The 14,777-nt window shown below is 70.6% G+C and carries 15 protein-coding genes and 1 pseudogene; 10 read left to right on the top strand and 6 right to left on the bottom strand.

What is annotated here, in order from left to right; all coding sequences use genetic code 11:
- The 6 genes and pseudogenes from IO29_RS04145 to IO29_RS04120 all read left to right on the top strand — a co-directional run.
- Positions 1-1,327: pseudogene (locus IO29_RS04145) on the top strand (hypothetical protein); the annotation flags it as partial.
- Entirely contained in the window at positions 1,324-2,184 is an 861-nt protein-coding gene (locus IO29_RS04140; RefSeq protein ID WP_030378796.1) for an immunity 49 family protein, read from the top strand. The pseudogene IO29_RS04145 and the gene IO29_RS04140, both read left to right, overlap by 4 nt.
- An 88-nt stretch (positions 2,185-2,272) precedes the next feature.
- Positions 2,273-3,085, top strand: a complete 813-nt coding sequence (locus tag IO29_RS04135) for an immunity 49 family protein (protein WP_030378797.1) — start codon at positions 2,273-2,275, stop codon at positions 3,083-3,085.
- 45 nt (positions 3,086-3,130) lie between these two features.
- Positions 3,131-4,684, top strand: coding sequence for an immunity 49 family protein (locus IO29_RS39250; RefSeq protein ID WP_078618175.1), 1,554 nt, complete (start codon positions 3,131-3,133; stop codon positions 4,682-4,684).
- 30 nt (positions 4,685-4,714) lie between these two features.
- Positions 4,715-5,068 (top strand): hypothetical protein, encoded by a 354-nt coding sequence (locus IO29_RS04125; RefSeq protein ID WP_199806852.1) that lies wholly within the window; start codon positions 4,715-4,717, stop codon positions 5,066-5,068.
- The gene (locus tag IO29_RS04120) at positions 5,065-5,925 is read left to right on the top strand and encodes an immunity 49 family protein (protein WP_030378800.1); all 861 of its coding nucleotides are present in this window, start codon (positions 5,065-5,067) and stop codon (positions 5,923-5,925) included. Before IO29_RS04125 ends, IO29_RS04120 begins: the two co-directional genes overlap by 4 nt.
- Before the next feature lie 4 nt (positions 5,926-5,929).
- Here the strand turns inward: IO29_RS04120 and IO29_RS04115 are convergent, their stop codons facing one another.
- Positions 5,930-6,358, bottom strand: a complete 429-nt coding sequence (locus IO29_RS04115) for an ATP-binding protein (protein ID WP_030378801.1) — start codon at positions 6,356-6,358, stop codon at positions 5,930-5,932.
- Between the two features lie 235 nt (positions 6,359-6,593).
- On the opposite strand from IO29_RS04115, the gene IO29_RS04110 reads away from it, so the two are divergent.
- Both IO29_RS04110 and IO29_RS04105 read left to right on the top strand, forming a co-directional pair.
- On the top strand, positions 6,594-7,445 hold the full coding sequence (locus IO29_RS04110; protein WP_030378802.1) for a helix-turn-helix domain-containing protein: 852 nt from the start codon (positions 6,594-6,596) through the stop codon (positions 7,443-7,445).
- 9 nt (positions 7,446-7,454) lie between these two features.
- Entirely contained in the window at positions 7,455-7,661 is a 207-nt protein-coding gene (locus tag IO29_RS04105) for a DUF397 domain-containing protein (protein WP_030378803.1), read from the top strand.
- 25 nt (positions 7,662-7,686) lie between these two features.
- Here IO29_RS04105 and IO29_RS04100 read toward each other — a convergent pair whose 3' ends face one another.
- Entirely contained in the window at positions 7,687-8,250 is a 564-nt protein-coding gene (locus IO29_RS04100) for an NADPH-dependent FMN reductase (RefSeq protein ID WP_030378804.1), read from the bottom strand.
- Positions 8,251-8,385: 135 nt separating this feature from the next.
- On the opposite strand from IO29_RS04100, the gene IO29_RS04095 reads away from it, so the two are divergent.
- Entirely contained in the window at positions 8,386-8,904 is a 519-nt protein-coding gene (locus IO29_RS04095) for a MarR family winged helix-turn-helix transcriptional regulator (protein ID WP_030378805.1), read from the top strand.
- 259 nt (positions 8,905-9,163) lie between these two features.
- Positions 9,164-9,829: a hypothetical protein gene (locus IO29_RS04090; RefSeq protein WP_324608152.1), complete on the top strand. Its 666-nt coding sequence runs from the start codon at positions 9,164-9,166 to the stop codon at positions 9,827-9,829.
- Between the two features lie 18 nt (positions 9,830-9,847).
- On the opposite strand, the gene IO29_RS04085 is transcribed toward IO29_RS04090, so the two are convergent.
- The 4 genes from IO29_RS04085 to IO29_RS04070 all read right to left on the bottom strand — a co-directional run bounded on the left by IO29_RS04085 (position 9,848) and on the right by IO29_RS04070 (position 14,535).
- Complete coding sequence (locus IO29_RS04085; protein ID WP_030378807.1) at positions 9,848-12,706, bottom strand: SpoIIE family protein phosphatase; 2,859 nt, start codon at positions 12,704-12,706, stop codon at positions 9,848-9,850.
- A gap of 330 nt (positions 12,707-13,036) precedes the next feature.
- Complete coding sequence (locus IO29_RS04080; RefSeq protein WP_051707592.1) at positions 13,037-13,516, bottom strand: ATP-binding protein; 480 nt, start codon at positions 13,514-13,516, stop codon at positions 13,037-13,039.
- A 214-nt stretch (positions 13,517-13,730) separates the two neighbouring features.
- The gene (locus IO29_RS04075; RefSeq protein WP_030378809.1) at positions 13,731-14,195 is read right to left on the bottom strand and encodes a (deoxy)nucleoside triphosphate pyrophosphohydrolase; all 465 of its coding nucleotides are present in this window, start codon (positions 14,193-14,195) and stop codon (positions 13,731-13,733) included.
- 142 nt (positions 14,196-14,337) lie between these two features.
- Positions 14,338-14,535 (bottom strand): hypothetical protein, encoded by a 198-nt coding sequence (locus IO29_RS04070; protein WP_030378810.1) that lies wholly within the window; start codon positions 14,533-14,535, stop codon positions 14,338-14,340.
- Between the last annotated feature and the right edge of the window lie 242 nt (positions 14,536-14,777).

Here is a 14,777-nt window from a genome sequence, read left to right as displayed (position 1 = left end):
GCACATCAAGCTCGGCAGCGGCCTGGACGACAACCTGGGCGACATCGGCCGCGTCGGCGACGACGCCACGCACACGCCAGTGGTCCACGCCGGCGGCGACTTCCCCGGCGGCAAGGTCGGCGACAACCTCCCCGGCGGCAAGGCCGACCACCTCCCCACCAACGAACTGGACAACCCGGTCCACACCGGCCACAACGACACCCCGGGCACCCACCACTCCGACACCCCGGGCCACACGGACAACGCCACGACCCCGCACCACGACACCCCTGGCGACACCACCACCCCCCACCACGGCGGCGAACCGCCGGCGGGCAGCAACGTGTTGGACGACGCGGGGAACGCGGCGGACGACGCGGCAGCCGGTGCGCCGGGCCACGGCACCGACATCCCGGAAAAGCCGGCCCGACCGGACTTCATGCAGGACGGCGACAACCCGTACGGCCGCGAGGGCTCGCTCACCGATGAGCAGGTGCAGGAGATCCAGGTCTACCGGGCCAACCACGACAAGACCTACTTCGACGAGTTCTACAAGAACAACGGCAACCGCAAGAGCCTGGACTTCGTCGACGAGAGCGGGAAGACGCCTCCCCAGCTGACCAGGCAGTCGCCGGACCACCCGTGGACGACGGTGGACAAGGCTCCCGAGCCGCTGAAGCCGCGTTACCTCGGCGACTGGGTGAAGCAAGGTCCGGACACCGCGAGCCCGGAAGCTGCCTCGCACCTCAACGACGCCGCCGAGACGCGCCACTACGCCATCCATCACGACAAGGCGATGGAGAACTGGAAGCACGAGGCCAACAAGGCACACGACGAACAGCCGACATGGGAGACGGACGCCGAGCGGGTCGAGGCACAGGGGGCGTACCGGGAGTCGCACGTGCACATGCGCGACTCCTCCGAGGCCTACGGCGAGGCCGTCGCGGAGCACCACGTCATTCCGGAGCACTACGAGGGCGCCACGCGGGAAACCACCTACGGCCCGCGCAACGGCAACGATCAGTTCGACCAGGTATGGCGTCGCGAGGACGGCGGCTACGTGGTTGTCGAGGCCAAGAGCAGCGTCAACACGGAATTGGGCGCACGTAACCTGCCCAACGGAAAGCGAGTCTCACAGGGCACGAGAGAGTATTTCTTCGACATACTCGATGAAATGCGCAAGCGGGGTGAAACGCATCCCAGCGAACTCGTACTCGCGGACAAGCTGGAGCAGGCCCTGCGGAGCGGGAAGCTGGACTACATCGTCGTCAAGGGCGAGAAGAACGTCGGCGAGTACGCTGGCTACCAGATGCGAAAGTTCGACATCACTGACAGGAGTATGCCGTGACAGCCGTCGTTGCCAGGCATCGCGAACCCGGCCCGAACTCCGAGAAGTACGCGGAGGCCCTGGGCGAGAGCCTGGCCATGTCCGTCGGCTGGCTGGACGAGTCCGCGTCCATGATCGATTCCGCGTTCTCCAAGTCCTTGCTGCACCTCCAGGCCCGGTGCACGGCCGACCCTCGGGCCGCGCAATTGGAGACCTGGGAAGCGGTGGTGGCCGCGCTCCAGGTCGGGTCCGCGCTGTTCGCGGTGACCGGTGCGCAGGAGGGCACGGTGCAGTGCCGCATCAGTCATGAGGTGCACACGCTGTCCGCGATCGGACCGCGCCCATTCGCCGACGCGGGCAACTGGCTCACCACTTTCTGGCTGGCAGTGATCTGCCGGGACCGCGGGCGGCTGACCGAGTTGTGCGAGATTCCTCTGGAACGACTGCGGTCCGGCGAAGGCGAGTACGACGAGTACGTTTATCACTGGGTGGCCGCATTGCAGGCCTACTGGTTGCAACGGCCGGGGCTCGTCGAGGAGTTGACGGCGGCAATCCAAAACTCGCATCCGGAAACGGCGTCCGTGACTCCGCGGGACCTGCTGCAGAACGTCTTGTATCCACCGATCAATATTTTCTACCGCTTCCTCCGACAGGACGGCCCCGGCTTCAATGAGGCGCTGGCAGAAGCGCTGGAGCTGCACAAGGCCTACTGGACGGCGGACGAGGACCGGACGCGCGATCCATCCGGCACCGTTGCCCTCGCCCCCCTCGCCGTCGCCTGCCTCGCTCACGACGGCGGCATCCCCATCGAGGTCGAGTCGGACTACCTGCCCAAGCATCTGCTGGAGCGCGGCTGGCTCGGCGAGTTCGAGATCTGAGCGTCCTCTCTGATCCCTTACGGAAGGATCCGTCGTCAACCGCATCGCACGTCATGAGCTCCGCCCCGACGAGGACGCGGCGGACCTCATGGCTCCCGTCATCGCAAGCGCCGAGGACGTTCTCGACCACATCGAGACCTCCGAGGACGACCGCTACGACGCGCTGCCGAGCGCTCTCGCCGTCGCCAAGTGGCGGGCTCTGACGGATCCCAGGGCCGCCGAGTTCCCGAGCTGGGAGGCGTGGGTCACGGCGGCGCAGGTCGGCAGCGCGCTGTTCGCCGCCGGGACGGCGGCGGACGGCCCCGTCGCGTGCCGGATCGGCAGCAAGGGCGAGGTCAAGCAGCTTCCCGCGACCGGACCGGCGGACTACCTCCACGCCGGGAACTGGCTGACGTCCTTCTATCTGGCGGTGATCTGCCGGGAGAACGACCGGGTCAACCAGCTCGCCCAGGTCCCGGTCTCCTTCCTGCGCGAGTCCGGCGCGGAGTTCGACGAGTACATCTACCCCTGGGTGGAGACCCTCCAGCACCTGTGGTTCGGTCGGCAGGCGGTCTGGGACACCCTCGTCACCGCCGTCGATGGCACGGAAGGGCAACGCGCCCCGATCGCCGGCCCCGAGCTCATGCTGAAGATCCTTCACCCGCCCTTCGACCTCTTCCAGCGCTACCTGCGCCGCGAACCGGAACAGTTCAACACGGCCCTGGTCGACGCGCTCACCTGGCACAAGGAGTACTGGACCGCGAACGAGGCCCGCTCCCGCAGCGCCGAGGGCCTCGTCGCCCTGGCCCCGCTCGCCATCGCCTGCATGGCATACGACGCCGACATGCCGATCGACGTCGAGTCCGAGTACCTTCCAAAAGCCCTTCTGAAGCGGTCCTGGGTGGGCGAGTACGACACCTGACGTCAACTTGCCTGCATTTCGCCATGAGCTGGAGGGAGTAGCGCGGTGACGGTGACGATAACTCGCCACGAATACCTCACCGAAGGGCCCGACGAGCGCAGCGAGATGCTCCGGGCTGCCGCTGCCGAGGCCATCGAGCGGCTCGAAGAGAGCGCCGGAGAATTCGAGCAGGCCTTCCTCCTCACGCTCACGGAAGCGGAATCACGCTGTCTTCTCGATCCCCTCGCCGAGTACTCACCGACCTGGCGGGCCTGGGTCTCGGCGATGCAGGTCGGATCGGCCCTGTTCGCTTCGGCATCCGCTTCGGAGGGGCGGATCGAGGCACGCATCTCGGGCAAGGTGCGGTCCATTCCGGCTTCGGGTCCGCAGTTCAGTGCGCATGCAGGCAACTGGTTCAAAGCGCTCTGGCTTGCCGTCATCTGCCGTGAACAGGACCGGATGACGCAGCTCTGCCACGTTCCGATCTCGTTGCTGCGGGCGTCCGGCGCCGAGTACGACGAGTACATCTACGCGTGCGGGCGTGGGTGGGGGAACTCGACACCTGAGCACTCCCGGACGGCGTCGCCCCGCCCCCCAACTCCTGACCACAGCAGCGAGGGGCGGCGGCTCTCACGGCGGATGGGACGATCGGCTCGATCAGTCCCTGGCGTCGTCCTCACCCTGCACAGGCAGTACTGGGACCGCGCGCGTGGAACAGTCCCCGCTCGGCGACAGACTCGACCCGAGGAAGGCATCCGTGGCCACGACCGTACCCGCCACCCCTACCCCACCGACGATGTGCCGGACACACTCGACGCTCTGGGCGAGGCCGCGGACTGGATCCTCGACGAGTTCGCCGACTCCCCCGTGCTGCGCCCGCAGGCACTGAGCACGGCGCTCACTCTGGCGCAGCAGCACTGCGCCCTCGACCCGCAGGCCGTGAAGTTCGAGACCTGGCAGGCCTGGGTCACGGCGATGCAGACCGGGTCCGCGCTCTTCGCCGCCGCGACCGCTCCCGACGGCACCAGCGTCACGTGCCGGATCAAGGAGCGGCAGCGCGTACTACCCGCGACTGGCATGGAATCCCACGTGAACGCGGGGGCCTGGGTCACCTCGTTCTACTTGGCGATGATCTGCCGTGACAACGACCGTCTGCGTCAGCTGGCCGACGTACCCGTCTCCCTGCTGCGCGACTCCGGCGCGGTGTTCGACGAGTACATCTACTCCTGGGTCGAGGCACTGCAGAGTTTCTGGCTCGGTCGCCAGGACGTGGGTGACAAGCTCGTCGCGGCAGTCGACGGCACCAGCCCGGAGGCCCGGCGCCACGCGGACGCAGACTTGATGTCCAAGATTCTCCACCCGCCGACCATCATGCTCTACCGCATCCTCCGTCGTGACTCGGCCGAATTCGGCAAGGCGCTGGCCGACGCGCTGCGCCGGCACAAGGAGTACTGGACCGCCGACGAGGACCGCGCGACCAGCGCCGAGGGACTCGTCGCCCTCGGCCCGCTGGCCCTGGCCTGCCTCGCCCGCGACCAGGGCATCACGGGGGAAGTCGAGTCCGAGTACCTGCCCGAGGCACTGCTGGGATACTCCTGGGTCGGTGAGATCGAGTACTGATGGGGCAACCGGCGAACTCGGAAGTGGAGAGTGACTGACGGAAGCAGGACATCAAGCGAACTCGCCACCAAGGTGCGGAAGTGGGCGGACGGCGCGCGCCACAACGCCGCGGGTCTGGCCGCCGCTCTCCGCATCCCACCAGAGCGGTACGCCGAAGAGCCGCTGACGCTGCTGCCGGCGCTGCAGAACTACGTCGACCGCCTGCCGCTCGACGAGTCCGAGCAGTCGGACTGGATCACGCTCCACACCGATCTGACGTCTTATCTCGGTGATCTCCTGGTACGTCGGCACGGCGCGACCTGGCTGAAGGTCGATGACTTCGCCGCACCCGTGGCTTCGGGTATCTCGTCGGAAGAACTCATGGGAGACGAAGGAGTTCCGTGATCATCACCACCCGGCGCCACAGTTCACCGGGGCCCGACGATGAGGGTTACGCGGAGCTACTCGGCCGGAACATGGCAAGAAACATGGCGAAGCTCGAGCGGTCACCCGCTTCGATCGACTCCATGCTCGGCACCGCCGTCCTGCACCTCCAGGCCCGGTCCGCCGTCGATCCTCGCGCGGCCAGGATCGAGACGTGGGAGGCGGTCGTCAGCGCGATGCAGCTCTACTCCGCCTTGTTCGCGGTGACGGGTACGACGGAGGGCACCGTCCAGTGCCGTATCGACCACGAAGTGCGCACGATCCCCGCCATCGGCCCGCGTCCCTACGCGGATGCGGGGAACTGGCTGACCGCCTTCTGGCTGGCGGTCGTCTGCCGCGATCAGAAACGGCTGACGCAACTGAGCCAGGTACCGCTTGAGCGGCTGCGGTCGGAAGAGGGCGCCTACGACGAGTACGTCTATCACTGGGTGGCGGCCTTGCAGGCGTACTGGCTGCAACGTCCGGGCCTCGTGGAGGAGTTGACGGCGACGATGCAGCAGTCGCACCCGGACGTCGCCACGATCGCCCCGCACGATCTGCTCCAGAACATCCTCTATCCGCCGATCAACGTCTTCTACCGCTTCCTCCGCCAGGACGGCCCCGGCTTCAACCAGGCACTCGCCGAGGCCCTGGAACTGCACAAGGCGTACTGGACCGCCGACGAGGAACGCACCGACGACCCCTCGGGCATGCTGGCCCTCGCCCCCCTCGCCGTCGCCTGTCTCGCTCACGACGGCGGCATCCCCATCGAGGTCGAGTCGGACTACCTGCCCAAGCATCTGCTGGAGCGCGGCTGGCTCGGCGAGTTCGAGGTCTGAGCGCCTACGCGGCGCCCAGTTCACACCAGACGACCTTCCCGCAGTTGCCCTCCGCCGACAGTGGCTGCCAGCCCCACACGTCGGCGCAGGCCATGACCAGCGCCAGCCCGCGTCCGTCCTCCGCCGGCTCCGCCATCCGCTCCCACGGCACGGGCGGCTCCGGCGGCGCCGGGTCGGCGTCCCATGCGCCGATCCGCAGCACCCCCGCCGACCAGCGCAGCCGCAACGCGGCGGGCCCCTTCGTGTGCCGTACGGCGTTGGAGATCAGCTCGGCGGCGAGGAGTTCGGCCACGTCGACGAGGCGGATCAGACCGTGCATGGTGAGGATCAGCCGGAGGGTGCGACGGCTGACGGTCACGGCACGGGGGTCATTGGGTACGTACAGGCAGTACTCCCAGGGCTCGGGACCTGTACGGAGGGCGGCTTCGGGCATGCGTCGGCTCCTGTCTGCGCGGTGCGGTGGTGGGAGACGGTGCGGTCGCCGGGCGGCGGTGGTCTGCCGCAGCCGTCGTGGCAGGACGGTGCGGTGCGCTTCCGGCACCTCGGAGCACCATGAGTGTGCGTCGCGTCACCGACGGTAGACATTAGAATTAACCCGAGGCAAGCCCATCGCGTAATCTGACTCCGAACGAGTCGCGCTGCCGCGCACGTTGGACGAGGAGCAGTCGATGGGCACCAGGCGTGAGCCGACCGCACGGCAACTGCGCCTGGCGGTCGAGTTGCGCAGGCTCCGGGACGCGGCCGGCCTCAGCTCCCGCGAGGCCGCAGCGATGCTCGGCGTCAACTCCGTGCAGATCAGCCAGATCGAGGCCGGCACCACCGGAGTGAGCGAGGAGAGACTCCGTCGGCTCGCCGCCCATTACGCGTGCACCGACGACCCGCTGGTCGACGCCCTGGCGAAGATGGCGACCGACCGCACACGCGGTTGGTGGGAGGAGTACCGGGGGCGCCTGCCCACGTCCTTCCTGGACCTGTCGGAGTTGGAGCATCACGCCGTCCGGCGGTGGGACGTGGACTTCCTGCACGTCCCGGGACTCCTACAGACGGAGGACTACGCACGGGCGCTCTTCGCCTGCCGGGTGCCACAACCACCGCCTCATGAGGTCGAGTTGCGGGTGGAGCATCGGATGCGGCGGCGTGCCATCATCGAGCGACCGTCACCCGTGCCCTACGAGGTGCTGGTGCACGAAGCGGCATTGCGCATCAGGGTCGGCGGCCGGGCCGCCTCACGGGCTCAGCTCGCCCGCATTCTGGAGCTCTCGGAAACGGACCACGTCACCGTGCGTGTCATCCCTTTCGCACTGGACGACTTCGCCGACATCACGGCAGCCATGGTGTACGCGGGCGGACCGGTTCCGCAGTTGGACACCGTGGTGCGCGACGGACCGCACGGTTCGCTCTTCATCGACTCCGAGGCGCAACTCGGCGTATTCCGAACGCTTTTCCGTAGAGTGAAGTCCGTATCGCTCGAACCCGACCGTTCGCGCGACCTCATTCACCTGCTGACGAAGGACCTGTGAGGCATCCCGATGGCCACGCACGACCACTGGAAGAAGTCCTCCTACTCCGGCAGCGGCGACGGCAACGCCTGCCTGGAAGTCGCGGGCTCCCCCGCCCGCATAGCCGTCCGCGACTCCAAGGCCCCCGCCCGCGCCCACCTCACCTTCCCCGCCCACGCCTTCACCGCATTCGTCGACGCCCTCAAGGACACCGGCCGGGGCCTCGCCCGGGGGTGAGGAAGGTGAGGCGCTGCCCGCCGTGTCAGTCGCGGACGGTCTTCAGCGCGCCGGCCCAGGACTCGAGCTGCGTGAACATGACCTCGGCCGCGCCGTCGTGGTACGCGGCGGGGGTGAACACCGAGTAGTTCTCGAAGTCCGTGAGCAGGGAGAAGGAGAGCTGCTGGCGCACGTGCGCCAGCTGCACCTCGCTCGCGATGCCCCGCAGGTGCTCGATCGCCCGCGCCCCGCCGAGCCCGCCGTAGGCGACGAAGGCCGCGGCCTTGTTGTTCCACTCGCCGTACAGGTAGTCGATCGCGTTCTTCAGCACGCCCGAGATGGAGTGGTTGTACTCGGGAGTGATGAAGACGTACCCGTCGAACCGGCCGATCAGCGCGGCCCACGCCTTGGTGTGCTCGCCGGCGTAGGCGCCCCGGGAGGCCGGGACCGCCTCGTCCAGGTGCGGGAGCGGGTGGTCGGCGAGGTCGATCAGCTCGTACTCGGCGCCCGTGCGCTCCTTCGCCTTGGCCATGACCCAGTCCGCCACGGCCTTCCCGTTGCGGCCGGGACGGGTGCTGCCCAGGATGACGGCGATCTTGAGATTGCTCATGCGTGATTCCTCCGCACTGCTCGATGCCGTCGATACGGCATACGACGACATGACTTGAATCTTCATGCGTGACGATAGCCAGGATCACATGAACCTTCAAGCGACTTCGGGGGTGCCAGACCCTAAACTGTTCACATGCCTGTTGCAGGGAAGGACGAGGCGGTCGAACCCCGCTGGCTCACCGCCGACGAGCTCGCCGCGTGGCGTGCGTTCATGGGGCTGGCCCAGCAGCTTCCCACCGCGCTCGAATGCCGGCTCCAGCGGGACTCCCGGCTCAGCTTCCTCGAGTACTACGTCCTGGCGCTCCTGTCCGAGCAGCCCGGGCACCGTATGCGCATGAGCGGGCTCGCGGCCCTCGTCAACGCGGAGCTCTCCCGGCTGTCGCACCTGGTCAGCCGTCTCGAGAAGCGCGGCATCCTGCGCCGCGAGCCCGACCCGGACGACGGCCGGTACACGCACGTCGTCCTCACCCCCGCCGGCCACGACCACCTGGTGGCGGCGGCGCCGGGGCACGTGGCGCAGGTGCGCGAACTGTTCGTCGACGCCCTCGACGCGGAGGAACTGCGGACGCTGCGCCGGTGCGCCGAGAAGGTCACCGCCCGCATAGGCGCCGCGCCGGAGCGGGCCGGAAGGGCCTGCCCCGAGCGGGGCTGAACCCGACGCCCGGGCCCGGCGGAACGGAACCCGGCGTCGGCCGCGCGGGGTTAGGCTGCCGACAACGCGTACGTATCGGCGGGGGGATCGAGCGCTCGTGCCACCAGGTCCAGGTGAAAGACGTCGGGCGGCCACGGCCGCGGCCGCCCTGTTCGGGGTTCTCGCCCTGCTCCTCCTCTCCGCGTGCGGCACGCGGGTGGCCGGGGGTCCGGGACCCGCCTCATCGGCGACCACCGCCGCACCCATCCCGTGGACCACGATGGCCCCCTCCGCCGTCACCGGGGTCCGGCTCGACGACGGCGACCGCACGCTGCTCCTCGCCACCCGGGTGCCCAGCGGCGCCGACGCCTGCGTACGGGACCTGAAGGCCGTACTCACGGAGCCGATGACGGACGACCTCGCACGGGTGCAGGTCACCTTCGTCTCCCCCTCCGGGGACCGCTCCTCCGGGTGCACGAAGGAGCGCACGGCCACGGCCCGGCTCCGGCTGCCCGAACCCCTCGGGAACCGGGACGTCGTCCTCAGCGGCTACGGCACCCGGTTCACGCGCGACGGCGCCGAGCCGCCCGCCCTGCGCCTGTGCGGCCAACTCGGCTGCACTCCCCCGGCCACCGGCTGCACCCCGAACTCCTACGACCAGGCCCTGATGGCCGCCGACGCCCCCGCGCACACCTACCGGGACTCCGAGCACTGCGACGGCAAGTGGCTGGTGCTGGACTTCTCCTGGCGCACGGGCCCCGCCTGCGCGGGCTCGTCGGAGCCGGGCTGCTCCTCCCGGCTGGGCGACCGCTGGTTCTTCCGCGCGAAGAAGTCGGGCTGGCAGCCGTTCTTCCGCACCACCTCCGGGGGCTGCGCGGCCGTACAGCACAGGGAGCCGGACTTCCCGACCTCCCTGTGCGCGTCCCTCGCCCCGCTGTCCTTTTAGGACGGGCCCGGAACAGGCTCAGAACAGGCTCAGCAACGCCTCCGCCGGGTCCGTGAGGGTCGTGTCGCCGCCGGGGAGCGGGAGCTCGAACCAGACCGTCTTGCCGCGGGGGGTGCGGCGGGAGCCCCAGGCGGCGCTGAGCAGGCCGACCAGTTGCAGGCCGCGGCCGCCCTCGTCCGTGTCGCGGGCGCGGCGGCGGCGTGGCTGGACCAGGCCGGCGTCCCAGACCTCGCAGACCAGCGTGCGGTCGAGCAGGAGGCGGAGGCGGATCTCGCCCTCGCCGTAGCGCAGCGCGTTGGTGACCAGTTCACTGACGAGGAGTTCCGCGGTGTCCACCAGCGGTTCCAGGTCCCAGGACAGGAGCTGGGCGCGGGCGTACTCGCGGGCGCGGCCGACGCTGCGCGGTTCGCGCGGCAGCGTCCAGTCGCCGACGGAGTCGGCCGGGAGGCCCTGGACACGTGCCATCAGCAGGGCGATGTCGTCCTCGCCGTGGTGCGTGTCGAGCGTGCTCAGGACGTGGTCGCAGACGTCCTCCAGCGGCTGCGAGGGGTCCGTGAGGGCGCCGACGAACGCCTGGAGGCCCTCGTCGAGCGGGTGGTCGCGGGATTCGACGAGGCCGTCCGTGTAGAGGGCGAGGAGCGAGCCCTCGGGGAGTTCGACCTCCACCTCCTCGAACGGCTCGCCGCCCACGCCGAGCGGCATGCCCGGCGGCACGTCGAGCATCAGCGCGCTCTCGCCGGGCTCGACGAGGACGGGCGGGAGGTGGCCGGCGTTGGCGAAGGTGCAGCGCCGGGTCACGGAGTCGTAGACGGCGTACACGCAGGTCGCCAGGTAGACCTCGGACAGGTCGGCGTCGCGCGGCTTGCGGGCCGCGGTGCGGGTGGCCTGCGTGACGCCGCTGGGGGTGCCGAGGCCGCGGGCGATCTCGTCCAACTGGGAGAGGACTTCGGCCGGTTCGATGTCGAGCTGGGCCAGCGTACGGACGGCCGTACGGAGTTCACCCATCGCGACGGCGGCGCGCAGCCCGCGCCCCATGACGTCGCCGACGACCAACGCGGTGCGGTGGCCGGGGAGTTCGATGACGTCGAACCAGTCGCCGCCCACCTCGGTGGCCGCGTTGCCCGGCAGATAGCGGCAGGCGATGTCCAGGCCGGAGGCCTCGGGGTCGCCCGGGGGCAGCAGCGAGCGCTGCAATATCAGGGCGCGTTCGTGCTCGCGGCGGTAGAGGCGGGCGTTGTCGATACAGACCGCGGCGCGCGCGGCGAGCTCGACGGCGAGCGCCCGGTCGCGTTCGCCGAACGGCTCGCTGCCCTTCGTACGGGAGAACTGGGCGAGCCCCACGACGGTGTCGTGCGCGACCATCGGCACGGCGAGCGTGGACTGTATCGGGCTGCCCTCCTGCGGGGGGACGCTCTTGGGGCGGCCGGTGCGCAGGGCGTCGGCGCAGGGCGAGTTGAACGCGTAGTGGTGGACGCCGCCGACGGCGACCGGGGCCGGGCCGCCGGTGAACGGGGCGCCGGCGACCGCGCTGGCGGAGGCGACCCGGCGCAGTTCGGCGCTGCCGTCGGCGTGCCCGGGCGGGGTCTCGTCGCCCGCGAGCAGCCCCTGGTAGAGGTCGACGACGGCGAGGTCGCAGAAGCCGGGCACCACCACGTCGAGCAGTTCGCGCGCGGTGGTCTCCAGGTCGAGGGAGTTGCCGATGCGGGCGCCGGCCTCGTTCAGCAGGGCGAGGTTGCGCCGGGCGGCGGCGGCCTCGCGGGCGGCGGCGCGGCGGGCGGTGATGTCGATGGCCAGCCAGGCGACGCCGATGGGGCGGCCGCTGCCGCTGTGCACCCGGTAGAGGTTGACGGACCAGTGCTTGCGCTGGTCGGAGCCGGGGACGAAGCCGGTGATGTGCATGTCCGTGATGGACTCTCCGGTCTCCAGCACACGGCGCAGCGTCGCCCGGACCCGGTCGGCCTCCGGGGTGAGCAGGTAGTCGTGGACGGTACGGCCCTGGTGGTCCTCGGGGGTGCCGCCGAACGTGGAGGCGAACCGCTTGTTGGCGCGGCGGACCCGCAGGTCGGGGTCGATCAGCAGGAAACCGAACGGGGATTGACCGAAAATCGACTGCGAGGCGGCGAGATCGGTCTCGATGCTGCGGAGGGTGTGCACGTCCACGACGATGCAGACGGCGGCCCGGCGGCCGTCCTCCGTCGTGGTGGGCATCACATAGACCTCGGCCAGGCCGTCGGTGTCCTCGGTGCCGTCCGCGGTGCGGGCGGTGCCCTTGGCGCGGAAGGGGATCAGTCCCGTCCACTCGCGGCCGTCGAGGATTTCGGCCATCTTGCGGCGACCGCGCTCGCGCAGATCGGGGTCGACGAAGGCCTCGATGGGGTCCATGCCGATGGCCCGCTCGGCGGGGATGCCGAAGATCTGCTCGGCGCGCAGACTCCACTGCTCGACGAGCCCGTCGGGGCCGACGGAGAACGAGGCGACCTTGATGTAGTCGTAGAGGGAACCGGGCGGGTTGCTCTGCCAGTGACCGGGGTCGGTGGGGACGCCCGGCTTCTCCTGGGTCCGGGGGGCGCGGTCGTCGCGGCCGCTCTCGCGAGTACGGCGGTCGTCGCGGTCCTGGTGAGCGTCGCGGTCGTGGTGAGCGTCGCGGTCGTGGCGGGCGTCGCGGTCGCCGTGGGGGGCGCGGTCGCCGCGGGAAGCGCGGGCGTCCTGCTCGCCCCGGGGGGCGCGGGCGTCCCCGGCGTCTCCGCGGCCGCTCGTCGCGTCCTCGGCGGGAGCCGCGGAGGCGCGCCGGGACGCGTCGGACGCGGCCCGCGCCCATGCCCGCGCGCCGTCCGACGGGCCCTCGGGGCCCGTGGCCCTCGCTGGTATCTCGCTCACGCGAACCGTCCCCTCCAGCTCACCGCGTCCGGCACCGGTCACCGGGGGCGGCTGCCCGCAGTATCCAGCACTACGGCGCCGCACAACACGGTGTTCACGATCACAGCACGGTCCCGATGGTTTTTGGACCGGCCGCGACATACTCCCAGTCTTCTAACCAGGTGGCGCCCCGTCGAACCACGCAGTTCCTCCGTGACGACCGTCATGAATCGGCCGCGACCCGTGCGCCCCGGAGCCGCCCCCCGGCGCAACGCCTCTCGGCGGGGGGCGTCACCCGGGCGCACGCCACGGACACGCGCCGGCGTACGAGCCGGTTCCGCCGCCGGTTCCTCAGCCGGGGCGGCCGTCCGCACGGCCGCCGGACAGTCCGCCGGAATGCCCCTCGGGGATCGCCAGTTCGAACCAGACCGTCTTGCCGGAGGTGCCCGGGCGCGTCCCCCAGCGCCGGGCGGAGGAGGCGACCAGGTACAGCCCGCGGCCCCCCTCCTCGTCGAGCCGCGCGGTCCGCTCGCGCGGCAGGTCGGGCAGCGGATCGGAGACTTCGACCAGCAGACCGGGGGCCGCCCCGGAGGACCGCACGAGCCGTACGCCGATGGGTCCCGTGGCGTGCCGCAGGGAGTTGGTGACCAGTTCGCTCACGAGGAGCGCGGTGACGTCGACGAGATCGTCGAGCCCCCAGGCGCGCAACTGCCCCCGGACGACGGTCCGGGCGCTGCGCACCGCGCCGGGGTCCGCGGGGAACGTCCACTCGGCGCATTCGCCTTCGGTGTCGAGCACGCCGATCACTTCCCAGGCCAGAAGCCCACCCATGTCCGGTTTCGTGGGGTTAGTGGGCACATACCCGATATCCGGGAGGCCGTACCGCGCACGCGGGCGCACTGTGGCACGAACGGCGTACCGGGCGCCAGTCCCTGGCGCCCCCCGACCCCCACGCGCCTCCGGTGACACGTGCGCCGTACGCACCACCCACACGCGCACCCTTCGGTGCGCCGGGTGCGGGCCCCTGCCCCGTTCGCCCGGCCTCTCACTCCCCCTGGGGCGGCGCCGTGTTGACCGCGCCCCGCACGGAGGGGGCGGCGCCATCCGCGTCCCGTGTCGCGGGTACGGCGCATGCGGCGCGTACGGCCGGGACGTCCTGGTCGAGCCAGTCGACGTCCCAGATCTCCCCAGGGGTGAGCCAGCGCAGCCGGTCGTGGTCCTCCAGCGGCTCGGGGGTGCCGGCGAGGAGGCGGGTGGTCCATACGCGCAGGACGTAGCCGGGCTTCAGCGGCCACTCCCCCGGTACCCGCGCCACCGGTTCGGCGTCGACGCCGAGTTCCTCGCGGAGTTCGCGGACGAGGGCGTGCTCGGGGTGCTCGCCCGGTTCGACCTTGCCGCCGGGAAGCTCCCAGCGGCCGGCGAGGTCGGGAGGTGCGCTGCGGCGGGCGGCGAGAAGGCGGCCGGCGTCGTCCAGGAGGGCGGCCGCGACCACGACGATCGGTGGGGTCATGCGCGGGAGCCTACGGGTGGGCGGGCTGCCGGGGTGGACCGCTGCCGGGGTCGGGCCGTCGCCGGGATCGGGCGGCTGCCGGGATCGGGCGGCCGCCGGGATCGAGCGGCTGCCGGGGTCGGGCCGCCGCCGGGATCGGGCGCTACCGGCGGCCGGAGGCGTCCTCGCCGAGTTCGTCCAGGCACTCGACCCAGTAGAGCTGTTCGGGGCCGCGGCTGTCGAGGCTGTCCGCGATCCGCTGGGCCTCGGCCCGGGTCGCATAGCGGCCGACGCTGTAGCGATTGCCGTTGTCGTCCCGGCGCACGACGAGCCAGGGGAGCGTCACCGTGCTCTCGTTCATCCCGCCCCTCCCGACGAAACCGCACTCCGCATATGCCCGAGCGTACGCCTTACCTTCACTCAGCGAATACGGTTTCTCACAAAGAGGCAGGCCGGGACCCGTGCCAATTGGCCATGGCGAAGCCATGGCGGAGGGGACGGGGGAGGCTGAATGCGCCGTTGAGTGCGCCCCCAGCAGCGCGAAGCGAGCGGGGGCGCTCCGCGCGAGAACGTCCGGTTTCTTGTGCCCCCCCGGGCTCGCCC

It is taken from the genome of Streptomyces sp. NRRL F-6676 (assembly GCF_000725625.1).
Classification (GTDB): domain Bacteria; phylum Actinomycetota; class Actinomycetes; order Streptomycetales; family Streptomycetaceae; genus Streptomyces.
This window is presented reverse-complemented; position numbering and strand designations above follow the sequence as displayed.